The 24981-nt window shown below is 64.7% G+C and carries 27 protein-coding genes; 13 read left to right on the top strand and 14 right to left on the bottom strand.

Features of this window, described 5'->3' with window-relative positions:
• Positions 1-6: 6 nt before the first annotated feature.
• Positions 7-657: a zinc ABC transporter ATP-binding protein AztA gene (gene aztA / locus CH268_RS18475; protein WP_037219540.1), complete on the bottom strand. Its 651-nt coding sequence runs from the start codon at positions 655-657 to the stop codon at positions 7-9.
• A 53-nt stretch (positions 658-710) separates the two neighbouring features.
• On the opposite strand from aztA, the gene aztB reads away from it, so the two are divergent.
• From aztB to aztD, 4 genes are read left to right on the top strand one after another with little or no spacing between them, the layout of a single operon-like run.
• Positions 711-1592 carry a zinc ABC transporter permease AztB gene (gene aztB / locus CH268_RS18480; RefSeq protein ID WP_217900925.1) on the top strand — a complete coding sequence of 294 codons (882 nt, stop codon included), beginning with the start codon at positions 711-713 and terminating at the stop codon, positions 1590-1592.
• Positions 1574-2797 (top strand): ABC transporter, encoded by a 1224-nt coding sequence (locus CH268_RS18485; protein WP_094665482.1) that lies wholly within the window; start codon positions 1574-1576, stop codon positions 2795-2797. Before aztB ends, CH268_RS18485 begins: the two co-directional genes overlap by 19 nt.
• Positions 2794-3720 carry a zinc ABC transporter substrate-binding protein AztC gene (aztC, locus tag CH268_RS18490; RefSeq protein ID WP_094665484.1) on the top strand — a complete coding sequence of 309 codons (927 nt, stop codon included), beginning with the start codon at positions 2794-2796 and terminating at the stop codon, positions 3718-3720. The genes CH268_RS18485 and aztC overlap by 4 nt, the downstream gene beginning before the upstream one ends.
• A 29-nt stretch (positions 3721-3749) precedes the next feature.
• Positions 3750-4943: a zinc metallochaperone AztD gene (aztD, locus tag CH268_RS18495; RefSeq protein WP_176457985.1), complete on the top strand. Its 1194-nt coding sequence runs from the start codon at positions 3750-3752 to the stop codon at positions 4941-4943.
• 48 nt (positions 4944-4991) lie between these two features.
• On the opposite strand, the gene CH268_RS18500 is transcribed toward aztD, so the two are convergent.
• Together CH268_RS18500 and CH268_RS18505 are read right to left on the bottom strand one after the other, a co-directional pair.
• Entirely contained in the window at positions 4992-5372 is a 381-nt protein-coding gene (locus CH268_RS18500; RefSeq protein ID WP_255182442.1) for a nuclear transport factor 2 family protein, read from the bottom strand.
• 5 nt (positions 5373-5377) lie between these two features.
• Positions 5378-7054 (bottom strand): alpha/beta hydrolase, encoded by a 1677-nt coding sequence (locus CH268_RS18505; RefSeq protein ID WP_255182443.1) that lies wholly within the window; start codon positions 7052-7054, stop codon positions 5378-5380.
• A gap of 62 nt (positions 7055-7116) precedes the next feature.
• On the opposite strand from CH268_RS18505, the gene CH268_RS18510 reads away from it, so the two are divergent.
• The 3 genes from CH268_RS18510 to CH268_RS18520 all read left to right on the top strand — a co-directional run bounded on the left by CH268_RS18510 (position 7117) and on the right by CH268_RS18520 (position 10218).
• Positions 7117-7896, top strand: coding sequence for a PIG-L family deacetylase (locus CH268_RS18510; RefSeq protein WP_094665495.1), 780 nt, complete (start codon positions 7117-7119; stop codon positions 7894-7896).
• A 154-nt stretch (positions 7897-8050) separates the two neighbouring features.
• Complete coding sequence (locus tag CH268_RS18515; RefSeq protein WP_141215165.1) at positions 8051-9301, top strand: Hsp70 family protein; 1251 nt, start codon at positions 8051-8053, stop codon at positions 9299-9301.
• A 47-nt stretch (positions 9302-9348) separates the two neighbouring features.
• Positions 9349-10218 carry a 1,4-dihydroxy-2-naphthoate polyprenyltransferase gene (locus CH268_RS18520; protein ID WP_094665499.1) on the top strand — a complete coding sequence of 290 codons (870 nt, stop codon included), beginning with the start codon at positions 9349-9351 and terminating at the stop codon, positions 10216-10218.
• Here CH268_RS18520 and CH268_RS18525 read toward each other — a convergent pair.
• The 5 genes from CH268_RS18525 to CH268_RS18545 form a co-directional block, all read right to left on the bottom strand.
• Positions 10215-10595 (bottom strand): phage holin family protein, encoded by a 381-nt coding sequence (locus CH268_RS18525; RefSeq protein ID WP_176457986.1) that lies wholly within the window; start codon positions 10593-10595, stop codon positions 10215-10217. The genes CH268_RS18520 and CH268_RS18525 overlap by 4 nt on opposite strands.
• 33 nt (positions 10596-10628) lie before the next feature.
• Positions 10629-11132, bottom strand: coding sequence for a Clp protease N-terminal domain-containing protein (locus CH268_RS18530; protein WP_094665503.1), 504 nt, complete (start codon positions 11130-11132; stop codon positions 10629-10631).
• A gap of 6 nt (positions 11133-11138) precedes the next feature.
• Complete coding sequence (locus CH268_RS18535; protein ID WP_032365231.1) at positions 11139-11354, bottom strand: hypothetical protein; 216 nt, start codon at positions 11352-11354, stop codon at positions 11139-11141.
• A gap of 55 nt (positions 11355-11409) precedes the next feature.
• Complete coding sequence (locus CH268_RS18540; RefSeq protein WP_094665691.1) at positions 11410-11751, bottom strand: nitroreductase/quinone reductase family protein; 342 nt, start codon at positions 11749-11751, stop codon at positions 11410-11412.
• 68 nt (positions 11752-11819) lie between these two features.
• Positions 11820-12320 (bottom strand): MarR family winged helix-turn-helix transcriptional regulator, encoded by a 501-nt coding sequence (locus tag CH268_RS18545; RefSeq protein ID WP_052054599.1) that lies wholly within the window; start codon positions 12318-12320, stop codon positions 11820-11822.
• A 74-nt stretch (positions 12321-12394) separates the two neighbouring features.
• On the opposite strand from CH268_RS18545, the gene CH268_RS18550 reads away from it, so the two are divergent.
• From CH268_RS18550 to CH268_RS18565, 4 genes are all read left to right on the top strand, one after another.
• Entirely contained in the window at positions 12395-13303 is a 909-nt protein-coding gene (locus CH268_RS18550; RefSeq protein ID WP_094665505.1) for an NAD(P)/FAD-dependent oxidoreductase, read from the top strand.
• Positions 13304-13370: 67 nt separating this feature from the next.
• Positions 13371-14765: an HNH endonuclease signature motif containing protein gene (locus CH268_RS18555; protein WP_141215166.1), complete on the top strand. Its 1395-nt coding sequence runs from the start codon at positions 13371-13373 to the stop codon at positions 14763-14765.
• A gap of 25 nt (positions 14766-14790) precedes the next feature.
• Positions 14791-17250: an aminopeptidase N gene (gene pepN, locus CH268_RS18560; protein WP_094665509.1), complete on the top strand. Its 2460-nt coding sequence runs from the start codon at positions 14791-14793 to the stop codon at positions 17248-17250.
• Positions 17251-17255: 5 nt separating this feature from the next.
• Positions 17256-17567, top strand: a complete 312-nt coding sequence (locus tag CH268_RS18565) for a hypothetical protein (protein WP_032369908.1) — start codon at positions 17256-17258, stop codon at positions 17565-17567.
• Positions 17568-17573: 6 nt separating this feature from the next.
• Here the strand turns inward: CH268_RS18565 and CH268_RS18570 are convergent, their stop codons facing one another.
• Together CH268_RS18570 and CH268_RS18575 are read right to left on the bottom strand one after the other, a co-directional pair.
• Positions 17574-18656 carry a PLP-dependent cysteine synthase family protein gene (locus CH268_RS18570; RefSeq protein ID WP_094665511.1) on the bottom strand — a complete coding sequence of 361 codons (1083 nt, stop codon included), beginning with the start codon at positions 18654-18656 and terminating at the stop codon, positions 17574-17576.
• Entirely contained in the window at positions 18653-19006 is a 354-nt protein-coding gene (locus CH268_RS18575; protein ID WP_027498324.1) for a DUF4229 domain-containing protein, read from the bottom strand. The genes CH268_RS18570 and CH268_RS18575 overlap by 4 nt, the downstream gene beginning before the upstream one ends.
• A 199-nt stretch (positions 19007-19205) precedes the next feature.
• On the opposite strand from CH268_RS18575, the gene CH268_RS18580 reads away from it, so the two are divergent.
• A complete protein-coding gene (locus CH268_RS18580; protein ID WP_027498325.1) occupies positions 19206-19421 on the top strand; it encodes a BldC family transcriptional regulator in 216 nt (71 codons plus the stop codon).
• A 135-nt stretch (positions 19422-19556) separates the two neighbouring features.
• Entirely contained in the window at positions 19557-19754 is a 198-nt protein-coding gene (locus CH268_RS18585) for a membrane protein (RefSeq protein WP_027498326.1), read from the top strand.
• A gap of 9 nt (positions 19755-19763) precedes the next feature.
• Here the strand turns inward: CH268_RS18585 and CH268_RS18590 are convergent, their stop codons facing one another.
• The 4 genes from CH268_RS18590 to CH268_RS18605 form a co-directional block, all read right to left on the bottom strand.
• A complete protein-coding gene (locus tag CH268_RS18590; protein ID WP_217900927.1) occupies positions 19764-21047 on the bottom strand; it encodes a MinD/ParA family ATP-binding protein in 1284 nt (427 codons plus the stop codon).
• A gap of 516 nt (positions 21048-21563) precedes the next feature.
• Positions 21564-22547 carry a c-type cytochrome biogenesis protein CcsB gene (gene ccsB / locus CH268_RS18595; RefSeq protein WP_032375566.1) on the bottom strand — a complete coding sequence of 328 codons (984 nt, stop codon included), beginning with the start codon at positions 22545-22547 and terminating at the stop codon, positions 21564-21566.
• Positions 22548-22550: 3 nt separating this feature from the next.
• Entirely contained in the window at positions 22551-24170 is a 1620-nt protein-coding gene (resB, locus tag CH268_RS18600) for a cytochrome c biogenesis protein ResB (RefSeq protein ID WP_032407367.1), read from the bottom strand.
• On the bottom strand, positions 24167-24976 hold the full coding sequence (locus CH268_RS18605; protein WP_094665692.1) for a cytochrome c biogenesis CcdA family protein: 810 nt from the start codon (positions 24974-24976) through the stop codon (positions 24167-24169). Before CH268_RS18605 ends, resB begins: the two co-directional genes overlap by 4 nt.
• Between the last annotated feature and the right edge of the window lie 5 nt (positions 24977-24981).

Here is a 24981-nt window from a genome sequence, read left to right on the forward strand (position 1 = left end):
TATCCGTCAGAAGACGATTCGACCGTCCTCGAGTCGCACCACTTCGTCGGCCGCGGCCAACACCTCGGGATCGTGAGACACACACGCAACGGCAACTCCACGCATCGTCTCCTCACGCATGACGGCTCGAATCCGTTGTCCACTGGCGGCGTCGAGACCTGTCGTGGGTTCGTCGAGCAACAGGAGATCGGCCCGGCGGGCCACACCCTGAGCCAGTAGGGTGCGCTGACGCTGCCCTCCGGACAGGTCGGCGAACGGCATGCCGGTCAGTTCCGCGATGTCGAGGCGCTCGAGGGCGTCGCGCACCGATGCCCGAGCCTCGGTGTTCATCGGACGCCACCGGCCGAGGCGTCCCCACGCACCCACTGCCACGACGTCCCATACGGTCAACGGCAACCTATCCGGCACAGCAGCGCGCTGCGGAACGAATGCAATTGCGCGAGTTGCGCTTCGGGTCCCGCCCGTCAGTGGCCGGGTGCCGGCGACCACCTCGAGCAACGTGGACTTGCCGGCACCGTTCGGCCCTGCGATGGCCATGAGCCGACCGGGTAACAGGTCCAGATCGACGCCTGCGAGTGCCGTGTGGCCGGAGAACTCGACGCGGACGCCCCGGAGGCGAGCGAACTCGGACGACGCGCTGACAGCTGAGGTGTTCATATTGCCACTATACGATTTTGAATATCGTTATCAATCTCATTAGGCTCCCGAATGTGCCATTTCAGACAATCGACGCGCTGTTCGAGCCGTTCGCCCTCGGTTTCGTACAACGCGCCCTGTTCGGCGGAGCCCTGGTCGCCGTGCTGTGCGGGGTGGTCGGAACGTGGGTGGTGATCCGCGGCATGGCATTTCTGGGTGAGGCGCTCGCACACGGAATGCTGCCCGGTGTCGCTCTCGCGACCGTTTTCGGAGTTCCGGTGATGATCGGCGGCGCACTGAGCGCGGTCGCCATGAGCCTCGGGATCACCGCGCTGCAACGCCGCGGAACACTGTCCTACGACACGAGCATCGGGATGTTGTTCGTGTCCATGTTGGCGCTCGGCGTCATCGTCATCTCCCACTCGGGGAGCTTCGCCACCGACGCCACGTCCATACTGTTCGGCGACATTCTTGCCATCTCGCACACGGACCTCTATCTCCTGGCCGGAGCGGCCGCACTCGGAGTCGCCGTCGCGGCGCTGTTTCATCGACCGCTGGTCGCCGTTGCGCTGGACCCCCGAATTGCCTCGGTGCTCGGACTCGGGCCGCGCTCGGCTCAAGCAGTTCTCGTCGCACTCGTGACGCTGGCAGTCGTCGCGTCGTACCAAGCCGTCGGCTCGCTGCTGGTCGTCGGACTGTTGCTCGCCCCTGCCGTCGCCGCCGGGCAGTGGACCACCCGCATTCCCACTCGAATGCTGGTGGCGGCCGTCCTCGGCGTGTTGTCCGTGTTCGGCGGCCTACTGATCTCCTGGCACGCGGCCACCGCCGCCGGTGCCTCCGTGGCGGCGACCGCGATCGCAGTGTCCGGCCTGTCGTACGCGATACGCAGTGCCGTCACCGCCATCCGTCCTCGCCCCACTTCACCCGAAAGGAACACGTGCGCCCCCGCATCCTGACCACCACAATCGCCGTCGGTGCCCTCGTTCTCGCATCGACGGCCTGTTCCTCGGAGACGAACGTGCCACGCACGGACGAACCCGCAGGCGAAGGCCACGGGGCAATAGCCGGTGCCGCCGAACTCGCCGAACCGCGGCTCGGGCTCACGTCCGTGGACCCGACGGGGCGGGTGTCCCATCGCGATCTGCTCGACGACACCGTCACCGATCTCGGGACGATCGGAGCCCCGCAGGCTCTGCACACCGACGGCCGCTACCTGTTCGTGCAGACCGACGCGGGCGTCGAGATCGTCGACAGCGGGGTCTGGACCTGGGACCACGTCGACCATTTTCACTACTACCGCAGCGAGCCTCGACTGCTCGGCACGGTCGGCGGCTCAGGTACGGCAACCGTTGCCACGTCCAACCTTTCGACTTCGGGAAGTACCGGACTGTTCTTTGCCGACTCCGGCGAGGCTGTGCTGCTCGACACCGAGGCCCTGTCGAAAGGCACAGTCGTGGAACGATTCCGAAAGGTCACCACGCCCGGTGCCGGAATGGTCGTTCCCGTCGGCACTTTCGCGCTCGTGACCGAGGGATCCGGTCCGTCGACCTCGGTCGTCGGGTACACCGCCGACGGCGAACGCACCGGGCCGGTCGAGCCGTGCCCGCAGGCCCGCGGCACGATCACCACCAGGGTCGGTGCCGTGATCGGGTGCGCAGACGGCGCACTGCTCGCCTCGGCCACCGGTGACGAATTGGCGGTCGAGAGAATCCCCTACCCGGCCGGCGCTACCGCCGCGGCAGCGACGTCGTTCGACAACCGCGAGGGCCGCCCCACGGTCGCAGGTTCTGCCGGTGCAGAGGGCATTTGGATGCTGGATACCCGCGAACGGTCGTGGTCCCTACTCCCGGCACCGGCACCCCTGGTGCACGTCACCGCCGTGGACGATGCGGACGAGCACGTGCTGGCCCTCACCGAGGATGGCCGAGTCCTGATACTCGACGGCAACAACGGTGCAATTCTGGCCGAAACCGAACCGCTGGTGGCCGAATCACTCGAGGCCGGCGCGTCCCCGACTCTCGTCGCCGACGATCAGCGCGCCTATCTCAGCGCCCCGACCGAACGACGGCTGTACGAGATCGACTACGCCGACGGTGCCCGCATAGCGCGGACCTTCGACACCGCCACCGAACCGGCCTTCACCGCGGAGACCGGACGATGACGAGCGGACGCGTCAGCCGCTTCTCATCGGCAGTGGCGGTGGCCGCAGCAATCGGACTGTGCCTGAGCGGCTGCTCCGCCGACGGTGACGACCGCCCGGTGGTGATCGTGTCCACGAACATCCTCGGCGACGTCGTGCAGCAGCTCGTCGGCGACGAGGCAGACGTGGTGACGCTGATGAAGCCGAACGCCGACCCGCATTCCTTCGAGATCTCGGCGCAGGAAGGGGCCCGCCTACGCACGGCAGACCTGATCGTCTCCAATGGTCTCGGCCTCGAAGAAGGTCTACAGCAACATCTCGACGAGGCAGCGGCGGAGAACGTGCTCACCTTCGTCGCGGGCGACGCCATCGACGTCCTCGAGTACACGGAAGGGGACGCCGCAGGCAGTCCCGATTCGCACTTCTGGACCGATCCCGCGCGCATGACAGCCGTCGTCGATGCCCTCGAGCCGGCGCTCGCCGGGCTGGACGGTGTCGATTCTGCCGAGATAGCCGACCGCACAGCAGGTTACCTGCTGCAGTTGAAGGGGCTCGACGACGACATGAGCGCCACCTTCGCTGCGATCCCGGAGCAGCGCCGCGCACTCGTCACCAATCACCATGTATTCGGTTATCTCGCAGACCGTTTCGATTTCACGGTGATCGGGGCAGCCATTCCCGGCGGCACCACCCTGGCGGCACCGTCCGCTTCCGATCTGGCCGAACTCGTCGGAGCCATCGAAAAGACCGGTGTTCCCGCGATATTCGCGGAATCGTCTTCTCCGGATCGTCTCGTCCAGGCCTTGGCGAGCGAGGCCGACATTCGCGTCGCTGTGATCGAACTGTTCACCGAATCCCTCACCGCACCCGACGGCGGTGCCCCCGACTACCTCACCATGATGCGCGTCAACACCGAGCGCATCTCCGATGGACTCACCAGCTGACCGATTCGTCACACAGAAAAGGAACAATCATGCGTGTCAACCATTTACGAAGGGTGAGCGTCACCGCGCTCGCCCTCGGTGCGGTAGCGACCCTGGCGGCCTGCTCCTCCGGCACCACACCCGCGGCCGAATCCACATCGATTGCGGCCGGGCCACGGGTCGCAGTGTCCTACGAAGGCGGCCTTCGGGTGCTCGACGCCGACACGTTCGAGACCGTCGCTGATTTCGACTCCGAGGAGTACACGCGCCTCAACCTCGCCGGCGACGACCGCAACGTCATGGTCACCACGAGCGAGGGCTTCCGTGTGCTCGACACCGCGGCCGGGACGACCGAGCAACCGCAACTGACCGACACCGTCTTCGAAGCCGAAAAGCCCGGTCACGTCGTACGACACGGCGGCAAGACCATCCTGTACGCCGACGGCACCAGCGACACCACGATCTTCGACACCGCAGCACTCGAATCCGCAGACGGGCTCCCGGAGACCGAGAGCATCCCCGGTGTCGACGCGCACCACGGCGTCTCGATCGTCCTCGAAGACGGCACGTTTCTCACCACGGTCGGGAACTCGAACGGCCGCACCGGCATCGAGGTTCGTGACGCATCGGGCGCGGTCGTCGCCAAAAACGATCAGTGCCCCGGCGTCCACGGAGAGGGAACAGCGAAAGGCGAGATCGTCGTCTTCGGTTGCGAGAACGGCGCTCTGATCTACGACAAGGGCCAGATAACCAAGCTCGACGCCCCGGACCAGCCCTACGGGCGGACGGGCAACGCGTACGTGAGCGAGACCAGCCCCCTCATCGTCGGAGACTACAAGGACGACCCGGACGCAGAGGGCTCACTCCTACACGCGGTCACCGTCATCGACCCCGCGGCCAAGACCCTCGACGTCGTGAAGCTCCCCGACGGTGCCGAATACACCTGGCGCGGAGTCGCCCGAGGCCCCGGCGACCTGGCCTACATCATCGGATCGGACGGCGCAGTCCACGTATTCGATCCGACGACAAAGACATTCACCGCCTCGTACCCCGTCATCGACGCCTGGGAAGGTCCCGCGAAATACCAGGACGCCCACCCCGGCATCTCCATCGCGGGTGACACCGCCTACGTCACCGAACCGGCCGGCAACAGCATCCACGCCGTCGACCTCACCACCGGAAACGTCACCGAGAGCAAGCAACTCGATGTCACGCCCAATGAATTCGTCGTCGTGACTGCCTGACCCTGCAACCCGGGGACGCAGAAATCCACGTTGCGTCCCCGGGTTCGGCTACCCCGTCCGATCCGGCGGACCGTCGACCACAGGTGTGCCTTGGTGATGCACCAGTTCCCATCCATCGGGGGCGCGTCGCCAGATCGACGATCGACGGGCTCGACGTTCCGACCGTCGTGACGTCCACTGCACCAGAACGACACCCGCGCCCAGTATCCGTCCGGAGAAGTCGTGGACCTCGATGATGCCGTCGTCCGCACTTTCTCCGCCCAACAGCTCGAGTGTCGATTGCTTGGTCCACACCACCCCCGACGCTCCGATCTCGACGAAATCGTCCGCGAGCAGCGCCACGAGTCTGCCTCTGTCACGCCGGGTTTCGGCCCGCTGCAACTGCCGCTCCAGCTCCAACACCTGGCCGACCTCGTCGTTCTCCGGCACCGATGTCAACCCGCCATTTCGAGGTACAGCCGCTCGACGTCGGCGTCGGACCATCCCGGCGGTTCGAGAATGTCGGCCCACATGCGCACTGCGTCGGCTCCGTAGCTGTGGCCGTGCCCGTCGTCGACGTCGGTGGAGAACACCTGGTCGAAGGTCAATTGCCAGAACGTCACGAACGGGAACCACTGCACGCCCGGATCGACGTCGGTGCCGCGCGGTTCCCGCAGCCAGTCGGGCCTACCGAGGATCAGATCGGGTGACCACCACACGATCGGGTCGGATGCGTGCTGCCAGTATACGATTCGCGGCTCTTCCCACGGACCACCGATGTCGAGATCCCCGGAAGACCCGGCGAAACGGACGTGTTCGCCGCCGTCGATGACAGGCAGGATCTCGCGGGAACCGGCGTCACGTCCGCTCGTGATACGCGCCCACTGAGGCGTGAAATTGGGGTTGCCGACCCACAGAGCACCGTCGATGCGCGCGATCATGTCCTGCGCACCGCTGAATGCATCCTGCCCGCCGTAGGCGCCGAGGCTCTCGCCGAACAACACCAATTTGGGTCGTGAATCTTCCGGGAGTTCGCTCCACACCGCGTAGATCGCCTCGAACAGGGCTCGTCCGGCATCCTGCGGGGTCTGCCGATCGGCCAGAAATGCCATCGGGCTCGGCAGGAACGAGTACTGCATCGACGCAATCGCCGAATTGCCGTCGAACAGGTATTCCAGTGGACGAGCCACGGATTCGTTGACCCATCCGCGTCCGGTGGTGGTCGCGACACCAAGCACGGCCCGAGAAAACGCATCCGTGCGTTCGAGTTCGGCCACCACCCGCTCTGCCACACCCTCGACCGTTTCGGCCGACTCGACACCGGCGTACACGCGGATCGGTTGCACTGCAGGCCTTCCGGTGAACTCGCCGATCTCGTCGGGCGATGCTCCCGAGACGACGAACCGTCGACCCTCCTGACCCAGCGACTCCCAGTCCTCGTTCGACGCATCGGACCCCGAAAGTTCTGCTACATCAGGCTTTTCCACCCCATCGTGGTTGCCGCGATCGGCGGTCGAGGCCGACTTTTCCGCGACGGCCACAATTCCCCGAATCAGTGCACCGTTGACGGCGAACACCACCAGCAGGGCAACGACGATCACGCTGGCGATCCGCGCCACCGGCCTCGGCACGTACTGCTTGCCCCATCGCGTCAGTGCCCGAGTCGCTCTGCGCAGCAGGCGGCCGAGAGCAAGCACCGCCACCGCTACCACCAACGAGAGCACCAGCACCGCGACGTAGAGCGGCCGGCCAGGATCCTCCACGCCGACCAGCTTGCGCACGATCTGCTGCCACCACGAACCGAGGATCAGGAAGAGCGGAATCACCACCGCCGCAGCCGCGGCCAACGCCCACCAACCACGTCGACGCCACTGCTCCGACCAGTTCGGTGACACTCCGCAGCGCCGGACCACCCAGGCAACGAGGCACCCCACGCCGTACCCGATCGCGACGCTGATCCCCGTGGCCACCGCCTGCAGGTACCACACACGAGGTAGCAGAGACGGAGTCATCGACAGCGCGAAGAACACCAGAGCGAAGAAGATCCCCACCGGATGTAGTGCGCGGCAGTACCGATCCGCTCGCGAATGCCGCCAATACGAACGTATCGAGGCCGACCGCCGTGTGGTCACCCATAGATCGTATTGGCCCGCCGACTGGGCCGCACCCACTTCGACGTGCAAGCATTCACGCCATGAGTGTTCTGGTCTGCTTCCACGCGCATCCCGACGACGAAGTGTTCGGCACGGGCGGCGTCATGCGGCTCGCGGCCGACGCCGGCCACCGCGTCGTACTCGTGACGGCCACCGACGGTGCCGTCGGCGAATATCCCGACGGCATCCTCGCCGACGGAGAGACGTTGGCCGAGCGCCGACACATCGAATTGGACCGTTCGGCTGCCGTCCTGGGCGTCGCGCGCGTCGTTCGCCTGCACTATGCCGATTCCGGAATGGCCGGCACGCCGGAGAACGGCAACCCGGAGGCGTTCTGCAACGTCGACGTCGACATTGCGGCTAAGCGATTGGCCGACGTGTTGCGCGAGGAGCAGGCCGACGTCGTCACCATCTACGACCCGAACGGTGGATACGGCCACCCCGACCACATTCAGGTGCACGTCGTCGGCAAGCGCGCCGCCGAGATCGCCGAGACGCCGTACGTGTACGAGACGACCACCAACCGTGACCACATGCGCAGGTTGATGGAAGCCAATCCCCACTGGAGCGAAGAGGCGTCACCACCGGACATGGAGTCGTTCGGACTGCCGGAAACCGAAATCACCACTGTCGTGGACGTGTCGAGCGTCATCGCGGCCAAGCGGGCCGCGATGGAAGCGCACGAAACGCAGGTCGGCGATTTCGGGCCGTTTCTCGCAATGCCGATCGAACAACTGACCACAGCGTTCGGTCTCGAATGGTTCCGCAAACTGCGAGGTACCGGCGGGGTCGGACTGACAGAGACATCGCTGCCGCTCTGACACCACCGGGTCGCCGGTCGTGAGGTCCGTCGTATTGGGGTCGGAGGCCGCCCGTCGAACACCCTCGACCTGACGTTCGGATTGTTTTGGACCTCTAATCAAACCTCGAGACGGTACAGTGTCCACGTCGCCGTACAGGAGAGGCCGGTTGGAGATGCGTTCGTCGGTAGGTGTGTCCCTGGGAACGTGCGGCATCCGCACGTCTCGGACGACCGAAGACGGCACGTGGACAGACGCCGCTCCCTTCGACGACTGGCAGCTCTCCCCCTCCCCCGAGGACGTCGCGCGGGTCGTTCGCGGAATCGTCGACCGCCCGGACGCGCCGCAATCGCTGGGCATTGCATACCGGACCGCCGACGAGCGTGATCGCATCACGAACGCTCTGGCCGAGGAATACGTCTCGGACGTACATCTGATCGACGAGACCGACGCTGCCCTCGAGTACCTGCGTCCCGGCCTGGCCAGCCAGCACCGCACCATCGCCCTGTTCGACGCAGGCGAGACCGGTGTCGACATAGACATCGTCGACGTCGAATCCGGCCGCTCCTACGGCTCGACTCGTACGACAGCAATCAGCGGAGCCTCGTTCGACGCGGTGGTTCGGGAACACGTACTGGGCCTCGGCATCGTGCGAGAGCCGCACACACACGACGAGGACACTGCTCTGACGGCATTCTGCCGTGGCATCAAAGAGGCACTGTCCACGCACGAGACCACCAGCACGCCCGACGGCGAACACATTCTTCTCGAGCGCCACATCTTCGAGCTGTCGATCGCCCGGGCCACCGAACAGGCGGCCACCACGGTCCGCCAACTGGGGCTCGAAGCCGAGTTCTATCCCGACGCCGTCATCGCCATCGGCGGTACGAGCAATGTCCCTCTGGTCCGCACGACACTCGAACGGTTTCTGCAGCTGCCGATCATCGTCCCCGAGCAACCAGAACTCGTCGTTGCAGGTGGGGCGGCCGTACACGCTGCGCGCGTCGACGTCGACCGCATTGCACCGGTCGTCTCGCACCGACCGGCGTTGGCGCGGCTCGGATTGATCGCGCTACCGATCGTGGGCGTCATCGCCGCCGTCGGACTGTTCTCGGGCCTGAGTTCCGAGAGCGAAGACCAACCGCTGAGCACCCCTGCCAGCGTGGACGAGGGCATCCGGCAGACCACGACACCCTCGGCTGCACGGACCACCACCGCCACCCCGTCACCGACCCCGGACATCTCGGCCCCGCCGCCGACGTCCGCTGCACCACCTCCAGCCGCCGACCGCGCGCCGTACGTGCAGTATCAACCGCACTACAACCCGCCGCCACCGCCGCCCGCTCCGACGGTGCCGCTACCGCAGATCCCCGGTGTCCAGATGCCTGTCATCCCGCTGCCGGTACTGCCGCGCCTGCCATTCTGACCGGCCGCGTCCGCACCCTCCCGGCAGATACGGAAAGATCGTCGCTCATGGCCACCACAGCACAATGGATCGAAGGGGCGCGACCCCGAACGCTCCCCAACTCTATCGCCCCCGTCCTCGTCGGCACCGGTGCAGCCGTGTCCCTGGACGCAGGCGTGTGGTGGAAGGCTCTACTGGCACTGATCGTCTCGTTGGCGCTAATCGTGGGCGTCAACTTCGCCAACGACTACTCCGACGGAATCCGCGGCACGGACGACGACCGAGTCGGCCCACTCCGACTCGTCGGCTCCAAGGCCGCCTCGGCAGGAGCCGTCAAACGGGCCGCCATCGGCTGCTTCGCGGTCGGTGCCGTCGCAGGTCTTGTCCTGGCCGCCACGAGCGCTTGGTGGTTGGTGATCGTCGGCCTGATCTGCATAGCCGGTGCCTGGTACTACACAGGCGGCTCGAAGCCCTACGGCTACAGCGGATTCGGCGAGATTGCCGTATTCGTGTTCTTCGGACTCGTCGCCGTGCTCGGCACCCAATACGTGCAGGCCGAGCAGATCGACTGGGCGGGCGTGCTGGCCGCGGTAGCCGTCGGATCTTTCTCCAGTGCCGTACTCGTCGCGAACAACCTTCGGGACATCCCCACCGATACCGAATCCGGAAAGCGAACGCTCGCAGTGCGATTGGGCGATACCCGCACGCGCTATCTACACCTGGCACTGTTGGTCGTCCCGTTCGCCATGACCGTCGCGCTGACCGCCCGAACCCCGTGGGCACTGGTTGCCCTGCTCGCGCTACCTCTCGCTGCGCGCGCCAATTCGCCGGTTCGCGGCGGCGCTCACGGCTTCGAATTGATACCGGCGCTGCGTGATTCGGGACTGGCAATGCTCGTTTGGGGTGCCGCTACCGGTGTGGCGCTGGCGTTCGCCTAACGCTTCTCGGGCACGAATGCGCCGAGCAGAAAGTTCACGATCGAGATGATGATCGCGCCCCAGAACGCGGCAGCGAAACCGACGATCTCGAGGCCGTAACCGGTCTGCGACGACAGCCACCCCGTCAACACCAGCATCAACGCATTGATGACGAGGGTGAACAGTCCGAGGGTGAGAATCAGCAGCGGCAGCGACAACAGCTTCACCATCGGCCTGATGAATGCGTTGACGATCGTCAACACGGCCGCGATACCGAGCAGAACCACGATGTCCCACCCGTCACCGCGGCCCGAGCTGGTCACGGTGATGCCGTCCACGAATTCCTTGGCAACCCAGATGGCGACGGCATTGATCACGAGCCGAATCAGAAAGTTCATGGCGCCCATCGTAGGGTTCGGAACGGCTCGGAGCTACGACGTGCGAACCAGCAGGACGGCGTCGCGCAGATCGTTCAGGCTGCCGCGAACACTCACGAGCTCGGTGAACGACGGATCGGCACCTGCGATCACACCGAGAAGCATGTGCTCGACGCCGATCTCCCTGTCCCGCAATCCGACGGCCTCCTTCAAGGCCAGCTTCAGCGCTTCCTTGGCCGACGGCGCGAACGGCAGGTGAGAATCGTTCGAATGGTCGACGTCTCCGAACCCCACCGCAGTCTCGACGGTGTCGATCACGTCGTGAAGGTCGATGCCGATGGACCGTAGGGCCCGGGCGTCCCTCGACAGCACGTCCTCGAGCGCGTTGTCGAGGGTGAACCCCGCCTCGGCCAGCGCAGACCCGAGCGGTTCGTCGGCCTTGTCGAGCGCACCGAGGAAGAGATGAATGGGTTCGATCCGCTCCGAGTGCAACGCCCGGGCGTGCAGCCGGGCACTGATGACGACCGCCCTGGCCTGAGTGGTGAATCGCTCGAACATGGTTGTCTACCTTCCCTTTCCGCCGTGCTTCTTGTGAACGGCCTGCCTGCTGACACCCAGCGAATCCGCTATCGCCTGCCACGCCCATCCCTGATTCCGCGCATTGCGAACCTGGACGGCTTCCAGACGTTCGAGTAGACGGCGAAGTGCGGCTACGGCACGCAACCCCTCCCCCGGATCGGAACTGGCGGCCGCGGCGGCCAATGCAGTGGCTTCTGTCATGAATGTCAATGTAGGTTGACAGAGAGGGGGTTGTCAACCTTTATTGACACACAAGTCAGTGGTCCACAGCGATATCGACAGAGACCCGCCCACGGTCGTCACGGGTCGCCGTCGCGAGGCCGGAGTACCGGACGCCGCCGAGGTCGACATCGACACGACCGCCGCCGTCCACGAAATTTCGCCACCAGCTCTTCTTGTCCGGCATCGCCACCCTGACCTTCAGGTGCTCGCCCTTCCGGCTGATCGCAAGCGGCAATGTGATCCTCTTGCCGGACTTCCGGCCGGTGTAGGTCAAAATGCCCATCGAGCGTCCGAGCACCCTGTCGAGCACCGGTGCCTTCATCACGACCATGAAGACCTTGTTGAACCCTGCCGCCGACTTCTGAAATGTGTTCATCGTGTCCGCCTTACGAATCGCCCCGCACGTGTTGGCGAGCGTAGCCGTGACACAGGCCGACGGGAACGTCACCGAGACGGCAGACCGGACTCCATCGACTCGGCGAGCGTGGTCAGGGCCTCGAGAACACGGTTTCGACGTGCACCCAACGCATCGAACAATCGTCCGTGCGCTTCGAGCTCTCGGGGAAATACATCATCCACGATGCGCCTCCCCTGATCGGTCAGGGTGATCGACGCAGACCGTCGGTCTTCGGCGCTGGGCACGCGCTGCAGAAAGCCGCGGCGTTCGAGCTTTCCGAGCGTCTTGCTCACACCTGCGCGGGTCATGCCGAGCAGCTCCGCCAACCGCGCTGCCGTCACCGGTTCGATCGCGTAACGCAGGGGCACCATCAATTCCACCTCGGCGACGGATACATCGGCCGCGGCGTATATCGGTTCGACGGCCACGTCGAGCAGCGCGACGATGCGCTTGATCTCGGCCACCACCTGCATCGGCGAGGTGTCCAGCTCCGGGTTGAACTCGGCCCACCGTGCACAGGTCAGCTCACGAAGCGAGGCATCGGTCATCGGCACCACCAATATTGTTAACTAGTTGACAGTTCTGCTACGTTCACAACATATCGCACCACCGAGGAGGCATCTTGACGTACGACACCGTGGTAATCGGTGGCGGCCCAGCCGGACTCAGTGCCGCGACACTTCTGGCTCGCGCCCGCCGAAAGGTGATCGTTGTCGATGCCGAAGAACCACGCAACGCGCCTGCCGACCATGTTCACAACTTCCTCTCGCGCGATGGTTCCACACCCGAGGAGTTGCATCGGGCTGGATGCGAGGAAGTCCTCCGATACGGCGGAGAAATTCTGCGCGGCAAAGTAATTGGACTCGACGAGGGATTCGAGGTCCGCCTCGAGGGCGGCGAGTCCCGGCACTCGCGGTCGGTCTTGGTGGCCACCGGGCTTCGAGACGAACTGCCCGATATCCCCGGCGTTCACGAACAGTGGGGCTCGGGAGTGCTGCATTGTCCGTACTGCCACGGCTACGAAGTTCGGGATCAGCCGATAGCCGTGGTCGGCGGATCCAACCGACCGTTCACGATCCACCAGGCGTCGCTGATTCGCCAATGGTCGGACGACGTCGTCTTCTTCACCAACGGCATCGAACTGAGTGAAAACGAACGCCTTCGACTCGACGCGCGGTCCGTCGGAATCGTCGACGTACCGGTTGCTCGAATCGTTGTGCAGGACGGTCGCGTCATAGGCATCGAGCTGACGAACGGGACCGTCGTTCCTCGAACAGTCGTGTTCGTCGGGCCGACGTTCGTTCCGAACGACGCGCTCCTGCGATCGATCGGATGCACTCGCCTCGACAACGGCTGGGTGGCCACCGACCCGACCGGGCTCACCAGCGTCGACGGCCTGTGGGCTGCGGGGAACGTCTCGGATTCCCCCGCCCAGCTCATCAATTCGGCAGCAGCAGGATCGAAGGCTGCAATCGCCGTCAATCACTACCTACTCGAACTCGATGTGACCCGAGCCGTCAGCGCGGTCTGACGCCTCCTGCCAGCGCCGAAGAATGTGTCGGTGCCCTGTTCTACACTTGCCGCAGTGGATCGAATACGTGTTCGATCTTCAGTCGCTGGGGGGTGACATGGGGCTACGGAAAGCGGTGTGGGTGACGGGGGACCATTCTCCGCTCGCCGACGTTCTGGGAGCGCGACGGACGATCAACGCTGCCGTCGCTTCGGAACTTGCTCTGCTGGACGAGTATGTCCGCAGCCGAACGGCCGGCGCGTCACCGTCGGACACCGGGGTCACCGAGAGAGATCTGTTCAACTCGGCAGTCTGTGAACTGGCGGCGGCTCTGTCGTCCACGTTTGCCGCCATCAACAACAAGGTGCAGATGTGGCGTCAACTGCGCCCTCTCGTGCGTCAGGGCTTCATCGACGGTGCCCTCGATCTGGAGCGAGTCAGAACGATCCACGATCATCTACTTCATGCCCGTCCGGAGACGGCCGTTGCCCTGGAGACCGAGATTCTCAAGGCCGCCCGGGAGATGGCACCGGGAGCTCTGGGCCGCGAAATCGATCGACTGCTCATCGAGGCCGATGCCGACTGGGACCGTGCGGTACGCAAGCGTGCCGCACGCACCGAGAAGCGAATCCGCCTTCGTCGCCGGGCACGAGGACTGTCGAGCCTGACCACACTGATGACCGACGGCGAAGCCGACGAACAACTTGCGCGGATCGACGCCGAGGTCATACGCCTGCACCCGGAGGATCCGCGGTCGGACGACCAACGACGGGCCGACGCTCAGACCGCCTTGATGCGCGGGGAGACACTGCTGTGCGAGTGCGCGACATGCCTGACGCCGCGCGACGGCGACAGGGCCCCCGAGCACGATGATCCGGACACAGCGGACAACGAACCATCGGACACCGACTGCGCCGCAACCGACGGAACACGCAGCGGCAATTTTTCTTCCGCTGCACCGGGGGACGAGCCGCCGACGAGCCAATCACCGAACACGATCCCACCGGACGCACCGCCACCCAGGCTTCCCACGCCCGGCTCTGTGAATACCAGAGCTACCCGATCGCGGCCGGGTGGGGGAACGCTGATCGAACGGTGGCGTGCCACCGTCGGGGACGACCCCATCGGGATCCACGCCTTGTACCCCGACGGCCATGGGGGCATGAAACTCCCGCCGCCAGGCGCGCTGAGCTATACGCCCAGTCGAGCTCTCGCGGCGAAGGTTCGAGCCGAGAACCCGTACTGCCTGCATCCTGGCTGCAACGTGCCCTCGGAACGATGCGACCTCGACCACATCGTCGAATTCGACCGACACCGCCCCGAGAAGGGCGGCTGGACCATCCTCACGAACATCGGTCCGCGCTGTCGGCTCCACCACAACCTCAAAACGCGCAAACTTTGGCGCACCGAACTGCTTCCGGATGGAGTGCTACATATCGTCGATCCACTCGGACGTCACTACTTCACCCCACCCGCCCTGTGAAAAACAATCACCTAGGGTTGGTTCGGTGAGCACCGCGAATCTGACCCGAACCGAAACTCGCAGGCGATCGCGCCACATAGACGGGGTGAAGTATCTCGTCGATCTGAACCTCCTGCGCGCCGAGAACACGGACGTCGACACCTTCGAGTCGGTGACGACCATCGAATTCGATGCGACGACGGCGGCGACATGGGTCGATTTCATCGGTGCCGCCGTGGACGAGGTCACCGTCAACGGCACCGATGCGCAGGTCGATTACGACGGAGCTCGCATTCAACTGGTCGGACTCGCCGACCACAACGTCGTTCGGATACGTGCACGCGGGCGGTACAGCAGGTCGGGTGAAGGACTCCACCGCTTCGTCGACCCCGTCGACGACAACGTCTACCTGTACACCCAGTACGAACCTGCCGATGCTCGACGGGTGTTCGCGAATTTCGAGCAACCCGATCTGAAGGCCTCGTTCACGCTGAGGGTCACAGCACCCCCGGCATGGACGGTCCTGTCCAACCGCGCGGGAGTCACCGACGGCACAGTCACCACGTTCGCCCCGACGCTGCCCATATCGACGTACATCACCGCGGTTGCGGCCGGGCCGTACCACGGCGTCGAATCGTCCTGGACCCGAGGCGATCTGACTGTCCCGCTCGGCGCGTACTGCCGCGCATCCCTCGCCGAGTATTTCGACGCCGAGGACATCTTCGACATCACCGAGCGTGGCCTCGACTTCTTCCACGACAAGTTCGACTATGCGTACCCGTTCGGTAAGTACGACCAGATTTTCGTCCCCGAATACAACCTCGGTGCGATGGAGAACCCCGGGCTCGTCACGTTCACCGAATCGTACGTATTCCGTTCGGCAGCAACCGAAGCCCAGTACGAGGCTCGGGCGAACACGATTCTGCACGAGATGGCGCACATGTGGTTCGGCGACCTCGTCACGATGCAATGGTGGGACGATCTGTGGCTCAAGGAGTCGTTCGCCGACTACATGGGTGCGTACGCGTCGGCCGAAGCCACCCGGTTCACCGATGCCTGGGTCAGTTTCGCGAACCGCCGAAAGGCGTGGGCCTATTTGCAGGACCAGCTTCCCACCACTCACCCGATCGTCGCCGACATCACCGACCTCGAGGCAGCCAAGCTCAACTTCGATGGCATCACCTACGCCAAGGGCGCAAGCGTGCTCAAACAGTTGGGGGCGTTCGTCGGTGCCGACGCCTTTTTCGCAGCGTCCCGCAACTACTTTCGTACGCATGCCTTCGGTAATACGACCCTGACGGATCTCTTGAGCGAGATGTCCACCGCCAGCGGGCGAGACCTCGAGGCCTGGGCGGGCGCGTGGCTGCAGACCACCGGCGTGTCCACACTGACTTATACAGGCGACGCCGTCGAGCAGTCGGATCCGCGTCCGCACCGCATCGCGGTCGGGCTCTACGATCCGGACGAGGCCGGAAATCTCACGAGGACCCACCGCTACGAACTCGACATCACCGACTCGCGAACGCCCGTCGACTTCCCCGATTCTGCACTGGTTCTGCTCAACGACGACGATCTGACCTACGCCAAGATCCGATTCGACGAGCGCTCCACCGCCACCGTGCGGACCTCACTCGATCGCATCGTCGATCCCCTTGCACGAGGGCTGGTGTGGTCGGCACTGTGGAACTCCACCCGGGATGCCGAGCTCTCTGCGATCGAATACCTGGACATCGCAACCAGATTCGCGCCGACCGAACCCAAGATCGGGTTGCTCTCCGCAGTCACGGCCAACGTGGCGTACACACTTGCGCACTACCTCCCCGAAGACCGACGGGACCAGCCCACCCGGCATTGGCTGGAAGCGTCGTGGCGGCAGCTGCAGTCGAGCGAACCCGGAAGCGACGCGCAGTTGGTGTGGGCGCGGGCGGTCGCCTCGGCTGCGCAGCTCGACGACTTCCTGGCCGACGATCTACGCTCCCTGCTCGATGGCACCGCGACCATTGCCGGGCTGAGGCTGGACCCCGATCAGCGCTGGGCATTCTGGCTGGCACTCGCCGCCACCGGACACGCAACTATCGCAGAGCTGGATGCCGAACTCGGTTCGGACGACACACTTTCGGGGCGCACTGCCCACACCGCGGCGGCGACGGCGATCCCTGACGCCACAGTCAAAGCGAGCGCGTGGACTTCCATCACCGAGCGCGACGACGTGTCCAACGATGTTCTCGACGCCTACATCACCGGGTTTGGGGCGGGTCACCGACCGGACCTCACTCAACCGTACGAGGACCGGTATTTCGAGTCCATCTCCTCGTTGTGGACCTCACGCAGCATCGAGATCGCACGGAGGATAGTTGTTCGCCTCTTTCCTCAGCAATCGTCGACCGACAGTGCAGACGTGTGGCTCGCCGAGCACGAGTGGGCACCGGCTGCGTTGCGGCGCTTGGTGATCGAGCAGAGAGATCACCTGGCCCGGAGTTTGCGCGTGCAGGCTCGGCTAGGGTGACGATCATGTCCGACCATGATGCTCGACGTTCGTTCGCCACATCCGCTCTCGCCGCAGGCGGCTTGCTCGGCGGCTTCGCTGTTGCTCGCCGGTCGCACAATCGCCAACTCGGCGGAGCAGTGCTCGCTGCAGTCGGCGTTGCCTGCACCACGCAATGGCAGAAGTCGTCGGGCTCGGCTCGTGCCGGCGCACTGCTCGGGACGTACCTCGTGGCGTTCGGTGCGTCGCATCCGCTCGCGAAGAAGATCGGTGCGTGGCCGGCCGTCGGGACGGTCGCCGCTGTCACTGCGGTGACGTCGATGGTCGTGACCTGGTAGATCTGCTCAGAACACCCCGGTACGGATGAACTGCTCGAGCACGGCGGTCGGTTCGTCGAGATCCATCCCCTGGCCCGCGACCCAGGTGTCGTCGAAATAGGTTTGCGAGTAACGGTCTCCGCCGTCGCACAACAACGTCACCACACTGCCGGTGCGTCCCGCGGCAATCATCTCGGAGATCAATCCGAAGGCACCCCAGATATTGGTGCCGGTGGATCCTCCCACTCGTTTACCGATCGCAGCCGAAGTGAATCTCGCGGCCGCCACCGACGCAGCGTCGGGCACCGCGATCATTCGATCGATCACTTGGCCGACGAAGGACGGTTCCACCCGCGGGCGCCCGATGCCTTCGATACGTGAAGACTTACCGGTCTCGAAACTCGCGTCACCGGTTTCGTAGCCTCCGATGAAGGCTGAATTCTCTGGATCCACCACAGCCAAACGCGTTGCGTGCCTGCGGTATCGGATGTAGCGACCGATGGTGGCGCTCGTTCCGCCTGTTCCCGCACCGACGACCACCCAATCGGGGATGGGACATTTCTCGAGCCGGAGCTGATCGTAGATGGACTCGGCGATGTTGTTGTTTCCTCGCCAATCGGTGGCCCGTTCGGCGTGGGTGAACTGGTCCATGTAGTGGCAGTCGGGCTCGGCCGCGAGCCGGTGCGCCTCGGTGTACATCTCGCCGGGGTGGTCGACGAAGTGGCATCGCCCACCGTGCGATTCGATGAGGGCGATCTTGGCGGGACTTGTACTTCTGGGCATGACTGCGACGAATTTCAATCCCAGCAGGCCGGCGAAATATGCCTCACTGACCGCCGTGGAGCCTGACGACGCCTCGACGACCGTGGTTCGCGCGGCGACCCAGCCGTTGCAGATCGCGTACAGAAACAGCGATCGCGCCAGCCGGTGTTTGAGGCTGCCGGTGATGTGAGTGGATTCGTCCTTGAGGTACAGCGAGATTCCCCATGCGGCAGGCAGTGGATAGCTCAGCAGGTGTGTGTCGGCACTGCGCTGAGAATCGGCTTCGATCAACCGGACTGCGTTGTCGACCCACTCACGCGATCCGGAGTGGTCCACCGATCCGGTCACTTGCGGCCGTCTTCACCGCGCAGCTTGGACTGCAGGTCCGCGCGAGCGGTGCGCCGGTGTTCGTCGACCGCAGCGATGGACTCGTTGACGCGGATGCGCATCTGCTTGAACAGAAGCAGGGACAACGGCAGCGAGATGAGGACGCCGAAGATCGCGGCGACGAGGATCGGAACCTCGATGCCGAAGAGTAAACCGACACCGATGATGATCGCGGCAATGACGATGACGAGCGCCAGACGCGCGAACGTGTACACGGCGAGATTGACGGCAAGGGACTTCTTCGCAGAACGGCCGGGCGTGGGGTTTCCGCTGGTCGGGTCGCTTCGGTCGGCATTCGTCGCATCGCTCACGAGCTCAAGGTTACCGGGCCGTGCGGGGCTTCCCACCCACCCCTGGCGTGACCGATTTGTCCATTACCTCCCCTTTACCAACCTTGTATCAGTCGAGTACCTAGGGGTCCGAGTGCAACCATGGGGCTCACAACACCGCAGACCGATATCTCCGGTTCGACGCAAATGCACAGAACCGCACCGTAGGAGGACACGACAGATGAGCGCACCCACGTTCCACAAAGCTCAGGACTCACTTCTCACACCGGGTCAGGTAGCAGCGCTTTTTCACGTCGACCCCAAGACCGTGACTCGCTGGGCACACGCCGGACGTCTTGGATCGCTCCGCACTCCCGGCGGACACCGTCGCTTCCGCGAAACCGAGGTCATGCAGCTGCTGACTTCACTGACGACCGAAGCCGGCGTACAGCACTGAGACAAGCCATTCGGCGCAGTTTCGACAACGACCTCCGCACCCGTACGAACTCATCGAACATTCTCAGGAATCTTCGACGCTCGACGGGTGCGGAGGTCGTTGCATGACGGCTACCCTCGTAGTAGGAGGTGCGTCGTGATCTATCTATTGGCGTTGATCGGTTTGGTGGCAGTGATTGTGCTGCTGTGGAAGGCATTCGGACCCAGCACGCAACCTGAACCCCCGCGGACTGTCGGACCCGATGACGATCCGGAATTTCTCTGGAAAATCAACCGGGACGCTCGTCGCGGAGGCAAGGACGGGACCGACGCCGGCACTGAAGTCGGCGAATAAAGTTTCCGATCAGCTGCGGCGAGAAGTAGTGGGCGAGGCCGGAAAGCCTGCTGCCACCGCCGCAGCTACTTCGAGGAGTGCCTTTCGCGTGCGTCCACGAAGCCTGCCCAGTTCGATCTCAGCCCCCTCCTCCAGATGCGGGTCGAACGGAATCGTCCGAACCTGAGCGCATCGCTGCTCGAAATGTTCGACCACCTTCTGCAAGTCGACTTTTCCCGCCCTCGGTCTTACCGCGTTGACCACCGCCACCGACGTGGCCACCAGTTCTCGGTAGCCATGAGCATCCAGCCAATCCAATGTCGCCGACGCGCTCCGCGCCCCGTCCACAGACCCTGAGCTGACGACGACCAGAGTGTCCGCGCCCTCGAGAATGCTTTCCATCGCCGAATGCATCAATCCGGTGCCGCAGTCGGTGATGACGATGCTGTAGAACTTCTCGAGCAGTGTCACCGTTCGGTCGTAGTCGTCACCGCTGAATGCCTCGGACGCCGCCGGGTCCGAATCGGAGGCCAGCACCTCCAGCCGATGGACGTTCTGTGAGGTGTAGGCCCGAACGTCGCTGTAGCGCTCCAAGGAATCCATGTCTCGCAACAGATTTCGGACCGTCGCCGTCGTTTCCGACGGTACTTTCTGCCCCAGCGTTCCGCGGTCGGGGTTCGCGTCGATCGCAATCACGCGGTCACCGCGGATGTCCGCGAACGTCGAGCCCAACGTGGCCGTTGTCGTCGTCTTTCCGACCCCACCCTTCAACGAGAGCACCGCGACGCGGTAGCACCCCACCAATGGTCGATCGACCTGCGCGGTCAATTCGAGGCGTCGCTGTTGCGCCGGACTGTTCCCCACATCGATCCGACCACCGGACATCAGATACAGCGCACGACGCCACCCGGCCACCGGAGCGACACTTGCCGACCTGATGAGCAACGAATCGCCGAGGTCGGCCGCCGACATCGGCTGCGACGGTGGTCGATGATCCGGCTGAACGACAGCAGCCGCGGCAGGAACCACAGCAGGAACATGGCCGGGCAACATCGGTTGCGGCCACGAACCGGGTTGCGGAGCCCACTGCCCATACCCCTGACCCTGCCCATTTCCCTGCCCATGCGTCGGCCATCCGTTCTGGGCCTGCCACTGATTCTGGGCCGCCCACTCGTTGTTCGGCTGCCAATACTGCTGGGGCACAACAGCATTCGGGGGCAACACCACCCCGTTCTGCGGCTGGACAGGGTGCTGACCCTGTTGCCCAGGCGGCTGCGGCTCGCCCGTGGGCCGAGTCGGCGGACCAAGGAGCATGGCCGTGTCGGACGAAACCGGTGGCACAACCGGTGGACCCGACGCTTCGGGCATCGTCGGCATCTCGTCGATCGGTGGCGTCACCTCGACGGGTGGAGTCGACATTGCCGCGACAACAGGAGTCGGGCTCGGAGCATCCGCGGGCGGCATGGCGATGGGGGTGGATCGGAACGGTTCACGCTCCCCCGAAACCCGAGACTCCCCCACAACCCGAGACTCCCCTACAACCCGAGAAGACCCCGCAGTCTCAGCAGACCCCGCAACCCCCGAAACTTCCCCAACTCCAGCAGACCCGGGAACCGGGGTCTCGGTCACCACCGGCTCCGGCGTGTTCGGGGGTTCGTCGTCGTCCATCGGTCGGACGGGTTGCCAATTGTTTCCGTGCCGATCGGCCATGACCGATTTCCCCCCACTGTGCGTCCCGCGTCAAGTGCCGGCTCGGATGTCTCCCCCATCGAGCCGGATCGGACGCTACCAGCTGCGCGTCGGCAGCGGAGCGTGTGGAACGCGCAGAGGTCAGTTCAGTCCTGCGTAGCTGTGCAGACCGGAGACGACCATGTTGATGATGAAGAGGTTGAACAGCATGGCAGTGAATCCACCGACGTTGATCCACGCGGCGCGGGTGTTTCGCCAGCCGGAGGTGGCGCGGGCGTGCAAGTAAGCGGCGTAGATGATCCACGTGATGAAGGACATCGTTTCTTTGGGGTCCCAGCCCCAGAAACGTCCCCAGGCGGCCTCGGCCCAGATCGCGCCGAGGATGACGCCGGCTCCGAACAGCGGGAAGGCGACGATGGTCGTCTTGTAGGCGAGTCGGTCGAGGGCTTGGGCGTCAGGGAGCTTGGAGGCGAAGCGGCCCCAGAATCCCACGCTTTCCTCGCCGAGGGGCTGTTTGATGCGCAGCAGGAACAGCAGGCTCGCGACACCGGAGACCAGCAGGATGCCGCTGCCGACGCTGACGATGGTGACGTGGATGGGCAGCCAGTAGGAGCGCAGTGCCGGGACGACGGGTGCGGCATCGGCGTAGAGCTTGGTGGCGGCGAAGAACATCAGCACGATGATGGGTGCGAGGACGAACACCAGCATCGGGCGCATCGTCTTCTTGCGCAGCACCACCACGGAGGTCAGTGCTGCGGCAGCGGTTGCCATGGTGACGAACTCGTACATGTTGCCCAGCGGGAATCGGTGGGTGGCGAATCCGCGGAGCACGACCGAGGCGATGTGTAGGACGAGGGCCGGTGCGAGCAGCGCGAAGCCCATACCTGCGAGGCGTTCGGACAGCGGGCGCTTGGGTGCCTCGATGACGCGTCCCGGGCCGGAGGACGCAGCCACCGACGACGCGGTCACCGGGGCTCCGGCACCGACGAGCTCCTTGGCCTGAGCGGCCGTCGCCTTGGCGGAGGCGTACTGAGCGATGAGCAGGACGAATGCGAGCACGTAGATGGTGAAGGCTGATTCGAACGACCAGTCGCTGTACTGCGAGAGTGTCTCGTTGATCGGCATCGGTCAGTTCTCCTGTTTCGAGGTGTCGCCGAGCAGGCGGGTGCACAGGCGGTCGAACTCTTCGCCCCACCCCGCCTGATCGGTGCGTGCAAGTCCGCCGAGTTCTACTACAGTACGTCGTGAGTCGCCGTCGGCGGTGAGTCGGACCCAGATTCTGCGACGTTTGATCACCAGTGAGACGAGCAGTCCGCCCATCATCGTCAGCGCGAACACCAGGACCCAGGTCTGAGCCGGGTCGTGCGAGACCTGCAGGTTGACGAATTCCTTCGCCCCGTCGAATCTGACGACGGTGCCGTCGCTGAGTGTGGCCGATTCCCCGGGCATGAGGTTGACGCGGTCCTGCTTGACGAGCCTGCCCTGGGCGATCATTTCCTGATCGAGCGAGAAGATGGACTGCGGGAGTCCCGTGTCGAGTCCGGTGTCGCCTTTGTAGATGTCGATGGCGACGGCGGGGTCGTTCATCGCCGGGAAGCTCGACGACAGCAGACTGCCGTGGAACGACGCCGTCGGGGCGAACAGTCCTTCGATGGCGATCTGGTTCTTACGCCGGTCCAGCGCGTCGGGGTAGAGGCCACCGGGTGGGTCGACTCGCAGTACCCCGCTGGAGAGGAATGTGGTGGCGTCCGTCGGCTGCCATTGGATGGTGTCGGTGCGGGTCTCGCCGTTCGGGAACGTCACCGTGAACGTGGGCGCGTAGCCGTGGCCCTGCAGGTAGACGCGGTCGCCCGCGACCCGCAGCGGATGGTTGACCTGCAGTCGGTCGTCCTGCCAGTCGTTGTTCGCCAGATCTTCGCCGGCCTGGTACTGGATGTTCGAGGTGAACATTTCCGCCTGGCCGTTGTCGAGGTAGTCCGCCTGAAAATCCTTGACTCGCAAGCACAACGGCTCGAGGTCGGTGCCGTCGACGAGGTTGCCCGCCCGGAACGAGTCGTAGTTGGCAGGCGTGGAGGTACAGAATCCGGGGCCGTCGTCGGCGATGACGATGCGGTTTCCCTCGTAGCCGAGCAGCTTGCCCATGGCGATCGCGGCCAACAGTCCGACGAGCGAGAGGTGGAACACGAGGTTGCCGAGTTCGCGAACGTAGCCCTTCTCCGCCGAGAGCGTCACTGCCCCGCTGCCCTCGGACCGTTGCGCGACGCGCCACCCACGCAGCTGAGTACGGACCTGGGCTGCGATCTCCTCGGGTGCGCCGTCGACGTCGTACCGGGTGTGGTGCGGCAAGCGCGAGAGGTTCCGCGGCGCACGAACGGGCTTGGTACGCAACTGTTTTGCGTGCTCGATGCACCGCGGCAGGATGCAGCCGATCAGGGAGACGAACAGCAGTGCGTAGATCGCGGTGAACCAGAAGCTGCCGAACACGTCGAACAGTTCGAGCTTGTCCATGATGGGGCCGAGTGTCGGACGGTCGGCGATGTATTGGTCGACCTTGCCCGCGTTGAGGCTGCGTTGCGGTACCAGGGCTCCGGGCACGGCAGCGAAGGCCAGCAGGAACAGCAGCACCAGCGCGGTCCGCATACTGGTGAGCCCGCGCCAGGTGTTGCGCACCACGGCCACGGCCTTACCGAGTACGGATTGCTTGTGCGGCGGCGACGCTTCTGTCCGCTCCTCGGTCTCGGCGGTCATATCGGCAACACCACATCGGAGACGAAGGCGTCGCGCACCCAGCCGACGAATTGATCCCAGGCACCGGTGACCAGTGCAATTCCTACCGCTATCAACATGATTCCGCCGAACACCTGTATCTGTCGTGCGTGTGTACGTAGCCAGCCGACGCCTCGAAGTGCGCTGACCGATCCGAACGCGAGGATCACGAACGGCAATCCAAGACCGAGGCAGTACGCCACGATGAGGGTGACTCCGCGGGCAGCCGTGGCACCGTCGGTGCCTGCGGCGAGCGAGATGACGCCGGCGAGGGTGGGCCCGAGGCACGGGGTCCAGCCGAGTGCGAACACTCCCCCGAGCAAGGGCGCTCCGGCGAGGGAGCCGATCTGCTTCGGCTCGAACCGCACATCGCGCTGCAGCGCGGGAATCAGTCCGACGAACACCAGGCCCATGGCGATGGTGACGACGCCGCCGATTCGCATGAGCAGTTCGCGGTTGATCGCCAGCACCGAAATTGCGCCGAACACCGACGCGGTGGCGAGAACGAACACCACGGTGAATCCGAGGACGAACAGCCCCGCGGCTCCCGCGACGCGCAGCCGACCGCTGCGCACCTTCGTCTTGACGGCCGCTTCGTCGGCGCTGACCGCCGGTGCGTCGGCTTCGACGACCCCGGCGAGGTACGACAGATATCCCGGAACCAGCGGTACGACGCACGGTGATGCGAAGGAGACGAGCCCGGCCAGGACGCAGGCTCCGAGGGCCAGCAGCAGCGGCCCGGAGGCCGCAGCTTCCTGGAAACTCGCGCCGACTCCGGCTAGGTACATCTCGC

It is taken from the genome of Rhodococcus sp. 06-1460-1B (genome assembly GCF_002258475.1).
In the GTDB taxonomy this organism is placed as follows: Bacteria; Actinomycetota; Actinomycetes; order Mycobacteriales; family Mycobacteriaceae; genus Rhodococcoides; species Rhodococcoides fascians.